Source organism: Companilactobacillus futsaii JCM 17355, from assembly GCF_001435505.1.
Lineage (GTDB): Bacteria > Bacillota > Bacilli > Lactobacillales > Lactobacillaceae > Companilactobacillus > Companilactobacillus futsaii.
Map to the genome: position 1 here is coordinate 1 of NZ_AZDO01000130.1, position 14,909 is coordinate 14,909.

Below are 14,909 nucleotides of genomic sequence, written 5' to 3' on the forward strand. Positions count from 1 at the left end.
GCCCAAACTCCGGAAGGCTGTTGTTTACCTGACATTTTTGAGAATTTTTGACGGTGGTCATCAATCATTGAATGTGTCCAAAATACTGTCTTTTCAAATCCATTAAGCAATTTGAAACTACCAACGTATCCAATAGGCTGTTCATCCTTGTCTCTATCTCTAAATGCTGGCGTATAGTTAAGTTCTTCAGTCAATGGATTCCATCCATGAAATTCATCTTTATAGACCGAAATGGCATTTAATCGCTTGTATTGTCCAGAACGTTGAGCCAATTGGATATAACCTTTGTAACCCATTTGAGGTTGAGCTTTACCACTATATGGAACCAAATACATATATCCAAAGTTTTGATTAATCGGTAAATCTAAAGATGCTGCTACTAGTGCCGATGAAATAACACTTGTTTGATCAACGTTCTTTAAATCTTGGTTACTATTAACAATATTGACGATTGAAGAAATAAATTGTGGTGCTCTTTTTCCTAAGATATCATCAAATTTGCTCTTAATCGTATCTGATCTAACTAATTCCTTAACTGGTATTCTTGCTAAGTCCTTCATAATTAAAATTCCTCCGCTCTGTCTGCTTTAATATCGTCTTCCTTGGCTTTCTCTTCGTAATAAGAATCAGCCTTAATAACGCTATCTTCATCAGATAGCCAACTATCAAAATTACCCATTTTAAATTCCTCTTAACGTGTTAAAATAAATGTATAAATTATTAGTAATACCTTGGACTCTCTATTTAGTGGATAGAGAGTCTTTTTTTTTGGCTTCAGGTGTTCGTTTGGTATAAGTATCAGTGTTAGTTCTATCTTCTTTACCAAAAATTGAACTACCTAACTCACGCCAAAACTTTTGAATTGCTTTAATCTTCTTGCCTTGTTTGATATCAAAACAATTGAATAATCCACCTTCGTCTTTAATTACGCCGGCAATGGTATAACCAGCAAGTCCAAATATTCCAAATCCCATAAGTGCATCTGATATAAGCATTTAAATTTCCTCCGATTTTGCAAATTCCTTTTTATGTTCCAATACAAACTTTCTAAATTCGGGTGCTGAAAACTTCCAAGGGCTACCAGAACCAGTAGAATATCTAACACACCCACCCTTATCCATATCTAGGACGTCACGGTATCTGTCTAGCTTCTTTACTAAAGTTGGGGCTGAACAACCAGCAATTTTACATGCCCAAGGAAGCAATTCGATACCCTCGTCAGCAGGCTTGCTGATCAAATCCTTCAGTTTATCTTTTCGTACCCAAGCCAGTACGTATCCGTCTTTCTCTGGAATACCAAATGGCAAAGTCTCTGGTTCTTGCATTTATTTCACCCTCTTTCACCTAATGCAGCTTTTTTAAGTGATATGTGGTACCTATGTGCCAGAGCTTCTGCACCTGCTCTCATAATTGAACTAGTTCTGAACATTTTGAATATTCCAAATTCGATAATATTTTCATCAGGATTGCTCTTGCTAATTTCTTTAAGAGCATTCTCAATTGCTGTATCACTGTTTAAATCTTCAATTTGTGTTCCTACTAATAGTGATGATGTTTCTGAGTTATATTCATTTACGATATTTAACAGAATTGCTGGAAAATTAAATAAATAGCAATCAACAGCTAATGAGAATCTAGTATCATCAATTCCATTTGAAAGATTTACTAAATATTCATCTTTAATTGGAGTTCCTTTAAACCATTTACCAACAGTTGTTTTTGACGTTCCTGCTATTGCTGCCAAATCAGTATCATTGAAATTTTGACGATCTTGCATATCTAAAACTTCCTTAACAATGTTTATGTCGCTCATCAGTTATCACCTCCTTGATAACTACGGTTTACAAAACTGACTTCATTTGTAAATCGACTTTTTTGTACTCTTAGTGTGTAGAATTTTTATACCATAGCAATCGAAATATTATTTACTACTCGTTTCGAGTACCTGATGATCAAAAAAAATAGTCCACTTAATATTCAGAATTTCAGCAACTTCTTTTGCCTTATCAACACTAGGTGTTCGTACTCCTTGTTCCCATGAAGCATATGTTGTTACAGGAACATTAAGAAGTTCTGCAAAATTTGATTGAGTCATATTTTTTGTTTCTCTTATTTCTTTAAGCCATCTTCTTTGCTTCATTGTTTCTCCTTTCTTACGCTTATCGCGTTGCTATGGTTATAATATACTACTCATTATGTGTATTGTAAATAGTTTTCTACTCTTTTTGTGTATTTTAATATAAATGCACAAATTGTGTAGTATATTTTACTCGAGGTGATTCATATGTTCTCTAACACACTTAAAAAATTAAGAAGTAAAACACATAGAACACAAAAAGAAATTGCCAAGGCTCTTGGAGTAGCTCCTACAACATACGCTTCATGGGAACAAGGCAAACGTGAACCAGATCAGGCTGCTACAATAAGAATTGCCGATTATTTTGATGTCACACTTGATTACCTTTATGGAAGAAACGAAACCCCTTATTGGGCAAAACAAAAAGACACCATTGATTTAAAATCCTTTTTGGATAAAAACCTTGTAGGTGCCTTCTATGATGGTGATGAACTAACTGATGAACAAAGAGATAAGTTAAAAATTGCTTTAACACAGATATTCTGGGATCAGCGCAAGAAAGAAAGAAGCGATACTGATGACATCGACAAGGGAAATAAATAAATTAGTTTTTGCCATTGGTCAACGTTATAGTACGTTTGACCCTTTCACATGGGTAGAAAAATTAAATGTTCAAATATATTGGAAAGAGGTTGCTGAAACCTTATATTATGGTGATACACCAATTATTATGATGTCTAATACAATTAGATACAGCAACCAGAGATACTTTATACTGGCACATGAATTGTGTCACGTGATCGAACAAGATGGATTAACGGCATACTACTCTTCTAATATGAGATTTAAGGATAAATCAGAGAATAGTGCCGATGAATTTGCTATGGCTGTGGTTACTAACCTTTATATAGAAGAGAATGGTCATTTACCTGATACTTACAAGGATTTAAGATATGATTACGGATTACCATTTTAGCCGGAAGCGGCTTTTTATTTTTAATATCTAAAGAACATATGTGCCCCTGAATTTACAGTAATCCCTTAAATGTCAACTTAGAACGCAAAAAAAGCTTAAATATGGCTAAATCATTAAATAAATTTACATAAGAAAGGAAATTGTAATTATGGCAACAATTCATAAACGCAATGGAAAATGGGAATATCGAGTTTCCTATAAAGATCCTACTACTGGAAAATATAGAAATAAGACTAAAGGTGGTTTTACTCGTAAAACAGAATGTGAAGAAGCGGCAAGAAAAATTGAACTTCAAAAATCAAATCATGCTAACTTAGCAAAACAAGATATGCTCTTCTCTGACTACTTTAAAGAATGGGTAGAATTATATCGCATTAAAGGCAAATCGCATTCTACGGTTAATAGATACTATTTTGCGATAGATGTAATCAAGAAATACTTTCCAAACATGAGACTAGTTGATGTTACTAAAGCGGACTATCAGCATTTTTTAAATGAGTTTGGCAAAACTCGCACAAAAGTAACCGTTAGCAAATACAACAGTTTTTTTAGATCAATGTGTGAAGATGCAATAGCTGAGCAATTAATCTATACAGACTTCACTAGAAATACAACCATTGTTGCCGGTAAGGAATCAAAAAGTCCTGATGAAAAATTTCTTGAACCTGATGATTACATAAAACTGATTGAAGTTGCTAAAATGCATACTTCTATTAATGATATATCATCAGCTGAAGTATATTTAGTAACACAAACAGGAATGAGATACGAGGAATGTGCGGGGCTTACTTGGAATGATATCAATTTTAATAAAAAAGTAATTCGTGTCAATAAAGCCATCGAAAATGATACCCGTAATCAAAAGGCCACTAAAACACCTGCTGGTGTTAGGTATGTTGATGTTAGTAGTGACTGCATTAATGTACTTAAAAAGCTCAAAATTGGTCAGGAAGAATACTTTAATAGAATTAATTACACTGATCCTTACAATTATGTTTTTAGAAGCAGACGTAAAGAAACACCTACTTCTCAATCAGTCAATCAGCAATTAAAGAAATTGCTAAATGAAATCGGTGCAAGCAAAATAATTAATTTCCATGGAATTAGACATACTCACATATCCTATCTACTTGATCAAGGCTTTAATCTTAAATATGTATCAAGACGTGTCGGTCATAAAACGACTGCTACTACATTAAAATATTACACTCATATGTTCGATTCAACATCGCTTGAGCAAAGTAGTGATCTTAGAAAATTATTTAACGGCATTGAAGAAACTAATGATAATGATTAGTATTAACGCAATATTTTGCGCAAGGCGTTTTTGCTGATTTTTTCCTGCGCAAAATGGGACAATGAATCTTCCGCCGCGCAAAATGATGCGCAAAGAAAATTTACATTATCTTTAATTTTCAAGAGAATAAAAAAATAGGAACACCTTTTTATCAGCATTCCTATTAGCAATCTTACGAACTTTTGTTCTCTTTTATTCTAAAAAAGGTGAGTACAGGATTTGAACCTGCGCGCCCGCTATAAGACGGGTTCGTCGGATTTCGAGTCCGATGCATTACCACTCTGCCAACTCACCATAATAAAGGCCTAAGCCTTTTATATTAGTATTGCATAAGAGTATACATATCATACCCTTTAATTTTATCACGACCGTGCAAATCAGTTAATTCGATTAAGAAGGCTGTTCCAACAACAATCCCACCTAGTTTTTCAATCAACTTGATCGTAGCGGCTAAAGTACCACCAGTTGCCATCAAATCATCTACTACTAAGACTTTTTGACCTGGCTTGATAGCATCTTTTTGCATATAAAGTGATGCTTGACCGTACTCCAAATCATAAGAAACAGAAACTGTTTCTCTAGGTAACTTACCTTTTTTACGAGCAGGAGCAAAACCGATGCCCATCTTGTAAGCTACTGGACAACCCACGATAAATCCACGGGCTTCTGGTCCAGCTATCATTTCGGCTCCACGGCTCTTTGCATATTCCACAATCTTATCGGTTGCGGCAGCATATGCCTTGCCATCAGCCATTAATGGTGAAATATCTCGAAATAGTACACCAGGTTCTGGAAAATCTTGAACATTAGCTACGTATTTCTTAAAATCAATATCCATTTTTTTAAATTCCCCATTCAATCTAACAGTGACAATCGTAATTGCTCATCCACGACAATAAATCATCAAAGCTAGATTCAATTAATATTTTTTCAACGTCATTACGCTGTAATCTCTTCAAGTAAGTCGGAGATTCGATTAATTCACGTTGTTGTGAAGCATTTGCTTTTTCAACAAAACCATTTACTATTTTAACAAAATTTAACTCAAAAAACACTTTTAAATAAAAATCTACGTCATTTTTTTGCATATTCAAGTATTTGGCAACTAAATCCATCCCCTCCATCTTAATATTCTGATGGGAGTAAAGATATTTCAAAAGCGTTTTCATCTTTATCATATCAGGCTTTAAGTATCTACTTGTCAAGTTTGTATGGAAAAACAACGCCGTATGTTGAGTTTGATTGTTTTTAATAAATTCTTTGAATAAATCTAATTTGTGAGGTCGATCGTAAATCAAAATATTCTTACCGTCACAGTTTTCATTATACATAACTAAATTAGTTTTAACATCGAAACGCTTTGCCACCTCTAAATATGCTTCATTGAAAAAGATCACGGCATCAAAATGTTCTAGGATCTTGGTTGATAGACCCTTATTACGATAATCTAAATAGACATTCTTCAAATCAGCAATTTTTTGTGCTTGTGGTGAAACTTGGAAATCATCGATCATCAATTGCAGATTCTTTTTTCCACGCCATTCATTGATGCCAACCTTACCATAAACATCGCATAAATTAGTCGACATGCTAGCAGCTTTAGCAAACATCCCAAAACCGATAGCATTGATTCGATAGTTATTATCTGCAATCTCCGTCTTCAAATGACTAGCATCTTTACCGATTGAACGCGACTGAGTCAAAGACACATTGCTCAATTTAATAATTGGCTTAGGATTACCCATTCCAAATGGTGCCAATTGTTGAATCTGGTTGATCAGATCCATATTCAAATCCGCAATATTCATTTGCAAATCGTATTTGTTGATTACTGGAGCTTTGGAATCAAAACTTTGCTCTGTTGGCTCTTTTTGTAATAGTTTTGTCAATTCATCAAGTTTATCTTCTTCGATTGAAAAGCCACAAGCTTGAGCATGACCACCAAAAGCGGTAAACAAGTCTCGATGTTTGTCTAAGGCGGTAAATAAATTGAAACCTTCTGGCGAACGACCGGAACCTTTCATCACACCACTATTATTGTCAAATTGAGTTGCCAAAACGGGTTTGTTCTCTTGATCCATCGTTCTACTAGCAACAATTCCTAGAATTCCTTGATGCCAACCGTTACCCTTTAAAACAATCACACCATTATCTTTTTGAGCCTGAATTTGTTCTTGCGCATCTGCAAAGGCACTGGCAACTAAGTCTTGTCTTCTAGAGTTAATATCTTCAGTTTCATCAACGATTTCTTTAGCAAATGACTCATCACCAGTCGTCAGTAATTCAACCCCAGAAGAAGCATTTTCTAAGCGACCAAGAGCATTGATCCTAGGTGCAATTCGAAAACCGATATCTTCTTCAGTCACATTAGATAACCTAACTTTGCATTTTTCTAACAAAGCAGTCATACCAACGTGATTGTTATTTTTCATTTGCTTGAGACCTTCGGTAACGATGACTCGATTTTCACCCTTTAAAGCCACTGCGTCGGCAACAGTTCCAATAGCAGCCAAATCGATCAACTGCAAGGCTTCATCACCTAACAAAGCATCGGCAATCTTAAAAGCTACCCCAGCTCCAGACAAATATGGACAAACGTATTCAGAGCCTGGGATACTAGGATGAACGATGGCATCAGCATCTGGTAGTTCTTTAGGTAAATCATGATGATCAGTAACGATTACTTTGACTCCACGGTCTTTAAGATATTTGATTTCATCTTTACCACTGACACCATTATCAACGGTAATCAACAAATCAATTCCTTTATCAGCTAATTCTTTATATCGTTCTAAATTAGGACCATATCCATCTTTAAAACGATCGGGAACATAAAAAATTGGCTTGTTACCTAATTTTTGCAAGGTCAATTTCATAATTGATGTACTAGTAACACCGTCAGCATCATAATCGCCGTAGATGGCGATCTTTTTTTCTGATTCGACAGCTTCATCAATCAATTCCAAAGCTTTATCCATGTCATGAAGTCCAAAAGGATCTTGTAATTCAGTCACATCACTGTGCAAAAAAGCCTCAATATCACTATCTTCAACGATATCTCGTTCCAATAATAATTCTGATACTATTGGTGTGACATTTTTGCTTTGTGCAAATTCATTTATCTCTTGTTTTGTGGGATTCTTTCGCTTTTCCCAATTAATTAATGTCAATCCATCACCTACTCACAATTATTCAATTATAACAATTATCAAACACAAAAAAAAAGTCCTGAAACTATTTCCAAAACTTTTTAAGGAGTTATTAAGAAAATACTGCTAGAGTACTTTTATTAGCTGGTTGACTTTTCACAAGTGATCCTTGTAAAGCCCAACGGTTAGTACCACCATCAGCACAAGTTATCAAAGTTAAGATACTCTGATTTTCAACATCGTCTAACAAATAGACTGCTGTCGGTGGAACGATTTTTTTATAGTAAATCTTGTACGTATAAACGCGTTTCATATTAGTAATATAAGCTAAGTCACCAATTTTGGCATTTTCCAGTGGTGAAAATAAAGCGCCTTTACTAGTCATGTAATGACCCGCCAAAGCATAATTAGATTTACCCATCTTCTCGTTTTCTTTCATCGTACCGCCACCAGTTGACAGTGCATTGTCACTTAAACCAACAACGATCGGCAAACGTAAGTTAACTGAAGGAACGGCCATTTTCCCAATCACGGCGGCATCATTATTAACAGAGGCTTTGGCAACTTGAGATGCCGAAATCGGTTTTACTTTATTGAAATCAAATTCCCCCTTTTTCTTAGCATTAGCCTCAGCCTTTTCAGCAGTCAAAGTAGTCAAATTGTGTTCAGCGATTCTTTTGACCGCATATTCTTTGATTGGTTGATTAAAGATCAAAGCAACAGCAATCAACAATAAAAGAATTGTTCCAAAAATCGAAAAGAACTTTTTCATGTTTTTCATTCCTTGTTCCATTAATTTGCAATATATATTTCATCTTAAAACATCTAAGAAGAAAAGTGTAGTTATTTAATTTTTACTAACTTTATACTTTTCTATTTAGGTTATAATGTACTTATAAATGAATCTGGAGGTAATTATATGAGCATTCTTGTTTTAGGTGGCGCTGGTTACATCGGTTCACATACAGTTGATCACTTATGTGAAATGAATTACGACGTCATTGTAGCAGACAACTTAGCAACTGGTCACAGACAGGCTATTAATCCTAAAGCCAAATTTTATCAAGGCGACGTTCGCGATAAAGAGTTTTTGATCAAATTATTCCAAAATGAAGATATTACTGATGTTATTCACTTTGCGGCCTTTTCAATCGTACCAGAATCAATGAAAGATCCACTCAAGTACTTTGATAACAATACTGCTGGTATGATTTCTCTATTACAGGTCATGCACAACTTTGGAGTAAAGCATATCGTCTTCTCCTCGACTGCCGCAACTTATGGCGAGCCTAAACAAATCCCAATCAAAGAAACTGATCCAACAGTGCCTACTAATCCATACGGTGAAAGTAAACTAGCTATGGAAAAAATCATGCACTGGTGTTATGTCGCTTATGGCATCAAATTTGTCGCTTTGAGATACTTCAACGTTGGTGGTGCTAAACCTGATGGGACTATCGGTGAAGACCACAATCCAGAAACTCACTTGATTCCTGTAGTTCTACAAGTTGCTGCTGGACAACGCGATGAATTGACAATTTTTGGTGACGACTACGACACTAAGGATGGTACTAACGTTCGCGATTACGTCCACGTAGAAGATTTGGCTGAAGCTCACCGACTAGCCATGGAATACTTACGTGACGGCAATGATAGTGATGTCTTTAACCTCGGTTCTTCAACTGGTTTCTCAAACAAAGAAATCCTTGAAGCTGCTCGAATCGCCACAGGTAAAGAAATTCCTGCTAAAATTGGACCACGTCGTGCCGGAGATCCAAGTACTTTGATTGCTGATTCAACTAAAGCTAGAACAATTTTGAAATGGCAACCTAAATACGATGATGTTCAAAAAGTCATCACTGATGCTTGGAATTTTAAATCTAAACATTTGAACGGTTATGAAAACTAAACTGATAAAAAAGCCGAATTCCTAGATGGGATTCAGCTTTTTTATTTAAATCAAATATTCCAAATCGCTAGCAGCAGTTGGATAAGCAAAAATTTGCTTAACAACATCTTCGTGACTCATCTTTTGTTTAATTGCTAGTGTCAATAAGTTGATCAAACTATCGGCTTCATTGCTCAATAAAGTTGCACCGATTATTTGCTTCTTATCATTCAAAACAATTTTTACTTTAGCAACTGGTTCATTAGTGTGACTATAAGTGAACCAACTGGTTACATTCTGTTCGACTACTTTATCGCCAGTTTGAGCACCAACTTTAGCAAGCTTAGGACTGCCATAAACTACGGTTGGAATTAGAGGCAATTCAAGTTTCTTATCAGTCTTTCCTAATAAAATGTCACTAACATAGCCAGCTTCAAAACCACCTACTGGAGTCAATTTTGGTTGTTTAGTAGCAACGACATCCCCAATTGCATAAATATTTTCATTAGTTGATTGCAAGTGATCATTAACTACTACCCCGTGACGATTGTATTCCACGTTAGCTTTTTCTAAGTCTAAGAAATCAACGTTAGCAATTCGACCAGTCGCACCAATTACTAAGTCGGTACTCAATTCAAAATCTTGGGCCTTCAAAAGATACTTTCCATCTTGAGCATCAATTGATTGCGTATCAATATTGAAATTAAAATCGACACCTTTATTTTCGAGCTGCTTAACTAATTCCATCGCATATTTTTCATCAAATTCCTTTAATGGATGATCATTATGGTGGACAATATGAACTTTTGCCCCTGTGGCATTAGCAATCGTAGCTAGTTCAAAAGCAATGTATCCGGCACCAATGATCGTAATATCGCCTGGCATCTTCTTAAGTGATAAGAAATCAGTGCTAGACAATAAATGTTCTTTACCAGGAATATCTAAATAACTAGGACGTTGACCAGTAGCGATGATAAAATTATCTGCTTGGTAATCAGTTCCATTAACGACTAAAGAATTCTTAGAAGTAAATTTAGGTTGACCATCAATAGCTGTAATGTCTGCATCAACGATTCCTTTGCGACTGCCAGTAGAAACCGGTGCTGTAAATTTTTCTTTAAAAGTTTCCAATTGTTCCCAGTTAACAAAAGGTACATCATCAAAACCTTTACCTTGAAGTTGTGCCATTCTGTCCCTTGCTTCAACACCACTCAACAAAACTTTTTTAGGGTCACAGCCACGGTTAGGACAAGTTCCACCCCAGAGATTATTTTCAATTACCGCAACGTTTTGTCCGTTACCTTTTAAATTATAAGCAGCGGCTAATCCAGCAGGTCCTGCACCAATAATAATCGTATCGAATTTTTCCATACAAATTTCCTCCAAACAAAAAACACTTATAATGCAATCTATAGTTACATTATAAGTGTTTTCTTAATTTTTATTGTCTTCTTTGCCTCGGTTAAGATCCAAGACTGACATGAAGGCTTCTTGTGGTACAGAAACTTTTCCAACTTCCTTCATACGTTTTTTACCAGCTTTTTGCTTGTTCAACAACTTATCACGACGAGTTCTATCACCACCATAAAGTTTAGCAGTAACATCTTTACGATAAGCTTTAACATTTGAACGAGCCACGATCTTGTTACCAATAGCAGCTTGAATTGGAATTTCAAACATTTGTCTAGGAATTACTTCCTTCAAGCGAGCTACGATATCACGACCACGTTTTTGGGCAAAGTCTTTGTGAACGATAAAACTCAAAGCATCGACTGGTTCACCATTCAATAAGATATCCATCTTAACTAGTTCACTAGGTTCATATTCATCAATACTGTAGTCTAGCGATGCATAACCTTTAGTATTAGATTTCAAGTCATCGAAGAAATCAAAGATAATTTCAAGCAATGGCAATCTGTAAACCACGTTAACTCGATACTTATCTAAATAGTCCATCGTAATAAACTCACCACGTTTTCGTTGGCAAAGTTCCATTACTGGACCAACAAAGTCTTCTGGAACCATAATTTCCGCGCGAACGAATGGTTCACGAATTTCTTTAATATCGGTCGCATCTGGTAATTCAGCTGGATTATCAACAATTATCTCTTCGCCATCAGTTTTTGTGACGTGATAGTCAACTGATGGTGATGTCGTAATCAAATCAAGATCAAAGTCACGTTCCAATCGTTCTTGAACAACATCCATGTGCAATAGGCCTAAGAATCCGACACGGAAACCAAAACCTAGAGCTTGTGAAGTTTCTGGTTCATATTCCAAAGCGGCATCATTTAACTGCAATTTATCTAAAGCTTCGTGCAAATCTTCATATTTGGCATTGTCAACTGGATAAAGTCCAGCATAAACCATTGGCGTACTCTTACGGTAACCAGTCAAAGGTGCATCAGTTGGATTGTCAGCTAAAGTGACTGTATCACCAACTTGAGTATCTTTAACTGTCTTGATACTAGCAGTAATGTAACCAACATCCCCTGCCATCAAATAATCACGTTTAACAGCCTTAGGAGACATCACACCGACTTCTGTGACTTCAAAGGTCTTCTTATTACTCATCAATTCAATCGTGTCTCCGACCTTAACAACGCCTTCACGGACACGTACATCGAGAACAACTCCTCGATAGCTGTCATAAACGGAATCAAAGATCAAAGCCTTAAGCGGTTTATTCAAATCTCCAGTTGGAGCTGGTACGTCCGTTACGATTCGTTCAAGCAGTTCATCAACACCAATACCAGTTTTAGCACTCATCAAAATCGAAGATTCAGCATCGATACCGATCATCTCTTCAATTTCTTCTTTAACCTTGTCTGGTTCAGCAGATGGCAAATCAATTTTATTGATAACTGGCACGATTTCTAGGTCATTATCAATCGCTAAATAAGCATTAGCCAAAGTTTGTGCTTCGACACCTTGAGCAGCGTCTACTACTAATAATGCTCCTTCACAAGCGGCAAGAGAACGTGAAACCTCATATGAGAAATCCACATGTCCTGGTGTATCGATCAAATGGAAGATGTAAGTCTGTCCATCTTTTGCTTCGTATTCTAGTTCGACCGCATTCAACTTGATAGTAATTCCACGTTCACGCTCTAAATCCATATCATCAAGGATCTGAGCTTTCATTTCACGTTTTGAAACTGTCTTAGTTCTTTCCAAAATTCGATCGGCAATCGTTGATTTACCATGATCGATATGCGCTACGATAGAAAAATTACGAATTCTTTTTTGTCTTTCTTTTAATTTATCGAGATCTAAATCCATAAATTATTCCCTTCTATCAGAAATTTATCATTCTTTCTATTTTACACTATTGTACACCGATGTTCTAGACGACGAAATCAATAAAAAAAGTTGAAATTCATTTGATAGAATTTCAACTTTGCTAAATTATCTTTTCAAGTCACTTTACATCCAACGAAAAAATCAGTCTTCGATATAAACTTTACTTAAAATACCATTCAATCTATCATAATATTCATGAGAATTTCTATCGCTAGGATGATTGCAGTTTAGAACAAGTGTTTTTTTATTATTAACCGTAGTCCAACTATAATATCTGTTATCTTTTGTAGGAGTGTCTTCTAGTTCTGGATAGATTGTTTGAAATAAACCATAGGTTCCTCCGCAAACAATTATATCAGGTTCGTACAAATCAAATAACTTCTTGTATATGTCACAATTGGACTTTGTTTCCTTTTTTAAAAGGGTCCAATTTGTTTGATTATTAATATGGTTAGATTCTTTATTTAAATTGAAAATAGCAACTTTATTCAGTGCTTTTTTCCTACGTTCATTATCAACATGCATAGTTTCATCATAAGATAATAATTTTCCTTTTGATGCTGCATCGATTTGTTCAACGGTTCTTGTAATTCCAGATTCCGTTTGAGGACTCTTCTTATTCAAACCACCAGTTGCAAAAAACTCACGTAGTTTTACGATTTCTTCAGGTTGAGAATCATCAGTACCATAAGATTCCCGTAAAATAAATAATATCTTTGGTTTACTTTTAAGATATTCTGTACGATTAACTACACCATCTCTTACGAAATAATTATAGTCACCTTTATCTTGAATTTCCTTAAATAATTTATCTTCCTCATTTGAATCAAAAGCCATGTACTCATCCTCCCAATATAGTAATTTCTATATTCGTATAATGTAATTTTCCAAGCTAAAAAACAAAAAGGCACTTATACAAGTTAATTTTACAACCATAAATTTATTTATTCCACATTTTTTTAATTACACAATAATTACTAAATAAAAAAGTCATTTCTAACTTCGATTGGGAAGTTAAAAACGACTTTTTTATATTATTCACCTTTAAAAGCATCTCTGACTTTATTGAAAAAGTTACTATCTTTTTCTTTAACTTTGTCTCCGCCAGCTTCAGCAAATTTCTTCAAAGCACTGCGTTGTTCAGCTGACAATTTGCGCGGAGTAACGATATTAACTGTTACTTTTTCATCACCGATACTCTTGCTATTGAGAACTGGAGCACCCTTGCCACGCAATCTAAATGTAGTACCAGTTTGAGTACCGCTAGGGATATTCAAGTTAACTGGACCGTGAACTGTGTTGACTTTGATTTCGTCTCCCAATGTAGCTTGTGGGAAACTGATATTAACTGAAGCATAGATAGTTGAACCATCACGTCTGAATTCCTTACTTGGAGCAACGTGGAAGACAATATATAGATCACCGTAAGGTCCACCGTTAGTTCCGGCTTCACCTTGGCCTTCTAGACGCATTTGTTGTCCATCTTCAACACCAGCTGGCACAGTAACCTTTAACTCGTGCTTTTCATTTACCTTACCTGAACCTTGGCAAACGTTACACTTTTCTTTGATTTCTTTACCAGTACCATTGCAGACATCACAAACAACACGTGTACGCATACGACCAAGTGGAGTTTGACGATCAACTTCAACATAACCTGAACCATGACATTTTGAACAAGTCTCTGGATGTGTTCCCGGCTTTGCACCAGAACCACCACAAGTAGAACATTCTTCCTCACGATTGTAAGAAATATTAGTCTTCTTACCAAAGACACCTTCTTCAAAAGTCAAATCCATGCGATATTGAAGATCGGAACCTTGTCTTGGGGCGTTAGGATTTTGACGAGCAGCACCGCCGCCACCGAAAAATTGACTGAAGATATCTTCGAAACCACCGAATTGATCTCCAGCACCACCAGCGCCGAAGCCGCCAAATCCTCCTTGGCCACCATTCATGCCGGCAGAACCATATTGATCATATTGCGCACGTTTTTGAGGATCTTTTAGAATTTCATAAGCGGAATTAACTTCCTTAAACTTTTCTTCAGCATCAGGAGCCTTATTCAAGTCAGGGTGATACTTTTTAGAAAGTTTACGAAATGCTTTTCTTATATCGTCATCAGAAGCGTTTTTATCAACGCCTAGTACGTCATATGGATTTTTATCTGCCATTAAATCACCTTTATGCGACAGGACATTTGTCCCATTCCTTTTTAA

General features: G+C 35.8%; 16 protein-coding genes and 1 tRNA gene. 4 read left to right on the forward strand and 13 right to left on the reverse strand.

Annotation, left to right across the window (positions count from 1 at the left end; translation table 11 throughout):
* From FC88_RS09335 to FC88_RS09355, 5 genes are all read right to left on the reverse strand, one after another.
* On the reverse strand, positions 1-560 hold a 560-nt coding region (locus FC88_RS09335; RefSeq protein ID WP_200951541.1), incomplete at its 3' end, for a recombinase RecT.
* A gap of 180 nt (positions 561-740) precedes the next feature.
* Positions 741-995 carry a hypothetical protein gene (locus FC88_RS09340; protein ID WP_057814968.1) on the reverse strand — a complete coding sequence of 85 codons (255 nt, stop codon included), beginning with the start codon at positions 993-995 and terminating at the stop codon, positions 741-743.
* Positions 996-1,325: a DUF771 domain-containing protein gene (locus FC88_RS09345; RefSeq protein WP_057814970.1), complete on the reverse strand. Its 330-nt coding sequence runs from the start codon at positions 1,323-1,325 to the stop codon at positions 996-998. It abuts the gene before it with no gap.
* 5 nt (positions 1,326-1,330) lie between these two features.
* Entirely contained in the window at positions 1,331-1,813 is a 483-nt protein-coding gene (locus tag FC88_RS09350; protein WP_057814972.1) for a hypothetical protein, read from the reverse strand.
* Between the two features lie 108 nt (positions 1,814-1,921).
* Entirely contained in the window at positions 1,922-2,140 is a 219-nt protein-coding gene (locus FC88_RS09355) for a helix-turn-helix transcriptional regulator (RefSeq protein ID WP_057814974.1), read from the reverse strand.
* Positions 2,141-2,284: 144 nt separating this feature from the next.
* On the opposite strand from FC88_RS09355, the gene FC88_RS09360 reads away from it, so the two are divergent.
* The 3 genes from FC88_RS09360 to FC88_RS09370 all read left to right on the forward strand — a co-directional run bounded on the left by FC88_RS09360 (position 2,285) and on the right by FC88_RS09370 (position 4,350).
* Positions 2,285-2,680, forward strand: a complete 396-nt coding sequence (locus FC88_RS09360; RefSeq protein ID WP_057814976.1) for a helix-turn-helix transcriptional regulator — start codon at positions 2,285-2,287, stop codon at positions 2,678-2,680.
* Positions 2,655-3,053 (forward strand): ImmA/IrrE family metallo-endopeptidase, encoded by a 399-nt coding sequence (locus tag FC88_RS09365; protein ID WP_057814978.1) that lies wholly within the window; start codon positions 2,655-2,657, stop codon positions 3,051-3,053. The genes FC88_RS09360 and FC88_RS09365 overlap by 26 nt, the downstream gene beginning before the upstream one ends.
* Before the next feature lie 148 nt (positions 3,054-3,201).
* Entirely contained in the window at positions 3,202-4,350 is a 1,149-nt protein-coding gene (locus tag FC88_RS09370; RefSeq protein ID WP_057814980.1) for a site-specific integrase, read from the forward strand.
* Between the two features lie 204 nt (positions 4,351-4,554).
* Here FC88_RS09370 and FC88_RS09375 read toward each other — a convergent pair.
* The 4 genes from FC88_RS09375 to FC88_RS09390 form a co-directional block, all read right to left on the reverse strand.
* A tRNA-Ser gene (locus tag FC88_RS09375) sits at positions 4,555-4,644 on the reverse strand.
* Positions 4,645-4,669: 25 nt separating this feature from the next.
* The gene (locus FC88_RS09380; protein WP_010019526.1) at positions 4,670-5,188 is read right to left on the reverse strand and encodes an adenine phosphoribosyltransferase; all 519 of its coding nucleotides are present in this window, start codon (positions 5,186-5,188) and stop codon (positions 4,670-4,672) included.
* Positions 5,189-5,210: 22 nt separating this feature from the next.
* Complete coding sequence (recJ, locus tag FC88_RS09385) at positions 5,211-7,520, reverse strand: single-stranded-DNA-specific exonuclease RecJ (RefSeq protein WP_057814983.1); 2,310 nt, start codon at positions 7,518-7,520, stop codon at positions 5,211-5,213.
* Positions 7,521-7,611: 91 nt separating this feature from the next.
* The gene (locus FC88_RS09390) at positions 7,612-8,271 is read right to left on the reverse strand and encodes a class A sortase (protein WP_083484628.1); all 660 of its coding nucleotides are present in this window, start codon (positions 8,269-8,271) and stop codon (positions 7,612-7,614) included.
* 147 nt (positions 8,272-8,418) lie between these two features.
* Here FC88_RS09390 and galE point away from each other — a divergent pair, with 147 nt between their 5' ends.
* Entirely contained in the window at positions 8,419-9,408 is a 990-nt protein-coding gene (galE, locus tag FC88_RS09395; RefSeq protein ID WP_057814987.1) for a UDP-glucose 4-epimerase GalE, read from the forward strand.
* 45 nt (positions 9,409-9,453) lie between these two features.
* On the opposite strand, the gene FC88_RS09400 is transcribed toward galE, so the two are convergent.
* The 4 genes from FC88_RS09400 to dnaJ all read right to left on the reverse strand — a co-directional run bounded on the left by FC88_RS09400 (position 9,454) and on the right by dnaJ (position 14,864).
* Complete coding sequence (locus FC88_RS09400) at positions 9,454-10,758, reverse strand: dihydrolipoyl dehydrogenase family protein (protein ID WP_057814990.1); 1,305 nt, start codon at positions 10,756-10,758, stop codon at positions 9,454-9,456.
* A gap of 63 nt (positions 10,759-10,821) precedes the next feature.
* A complete protein-coding gene (lepA, locus tag FC88_RS09405; RefSeq protein ID WP_057814992.1) occupies positions 10,822-12,669 on the reverse strand; it encodes a translation elongation factor 4 in 1,848 nt (615 codons plus the stop codon).
* A 162-nt stretch (positions 12,670-12,831) separates the two neighbouring features.
* Complete coding sequence (locus FC88_RS09410; protein ID WP_057814994.1) at positions 12,832-13,527, reverse strand: hypothetical protein; 696 nt, start codon at positions 13,525-13,527, stop codon at positions 12,832-12,834.
* 197 nt (positions 13,528-13,724) lie between these two features.
* A complete protein-coding gene (dnaJ, locus tag FC88_RS09415) occupies positions 13,725-14,864 on the reverse strand; it encodes a molecular chaperone DnaJ (RefSeq protein ID WP_010019515.1) in 1,140 nt (379 codons plus the stop codon).
* Positions 14,865-14,909: the final 45 nt, after the last annotated feature.

Excerpts from the sequence above, each read along its gene's own strand:
- FC88_RS09340 (WP_057814968.1), bottom strand. The coding sequence starts at position 995 with ATGCTTATATCAGATGCACTTATGGGATTTGGAATATTTGGACTTGCT.
- FC88_RS09350 (WP_057814972.1), bottom strand. The coding sequence starts at position 1,813 with ATGAGCGACATAAACATTGTTAAGGAAGTTTTAGATATGCAAGATCGT.
- FC88_RS09370 (WP_057814980.1), top strand. The coding sequence starts at position 3,202 with ATGGCAACAATTCATAAACGCAATGGAAAATGGGAATATCGAGTTTCC.
- dnaJ (WP_010019515.1), bottom strand. The coding sequence starts at position 14,864 with ATGGCAGATAAAAATCCATATGACGTACTAGGCGTTGATAAAAACGCT.
- FC88_RS09390 (WP_083484628.1), bottom strand. The coding sequence starts at position 8,271 with ATGAAAAAGTTCTTTTCGATTTTTGGAACAATTCTTTTATTGTTGATT.
- lepA (WP_057814992.1), bottom strand. The coding sequence starts at position 12,669 with ATGGATTTAGATCTCGATAAATTAAAAGAAAGACAAAAAAGAATTCGT.
- FC88_RS09365 (WP_057814978.1), top strand. The coding sequence starts at position 2,655 with ATGACATCGACAAGGGAAATAAATAAATTAGTTTTTGCCATTGGTCAA.
- FC88_RS09360 (WP_057814976.1), top strand. The coding sequence starts at position 2,285 with ATGTTCTCTAACACACTTAAAAAATTAAGAAGTAAAACACATAGAACA.
- FC88_RS09345 (WP_057814970.1), bottom strand. The coding sequence starts at position 1,325 with ATGCAAGAACCAGAGACTTTGCCATTTGGTATTCCAGAGAAAGACGGA.
- FC88_RS09410 (WP_057814994.1), bottom strand. The coding sequence starts at position 13,527 with ATGGCTTTTGATTCAAATGAGGAAGATAAATTATTTAAGGAAATTCAA.
- FC88_RS09380 (WP_010019526.1), bottom strand. The coding sequence starts at position 5,188 with ATGGATATTGATTTTAAGAAATACGTAGCTAATGTTCAAGATTTTCCA.
- FC88_RS09400 (WP_057814990.1), bottom strand. The coding sequence starts at position 10,758 with ATGGAAAAATTCGATACGATTATTATTGGTGCAGGACCTGCTGGATTA.
- galE (WP_057814987.1), top strand. The coding sequence starts at position 8,419 with ATGAGCATTCTTGTTTTAGGTGGCGCTGGTTACATCGGTTCACATACA.
- FC88_RS09355 (WP_057814974.1), bottom strand. The coding sequence starts at position 2,140 with ATGAAGCAAAGAAGATGGCTTAAAGAAATAAGAGAAACAAAAAATATG.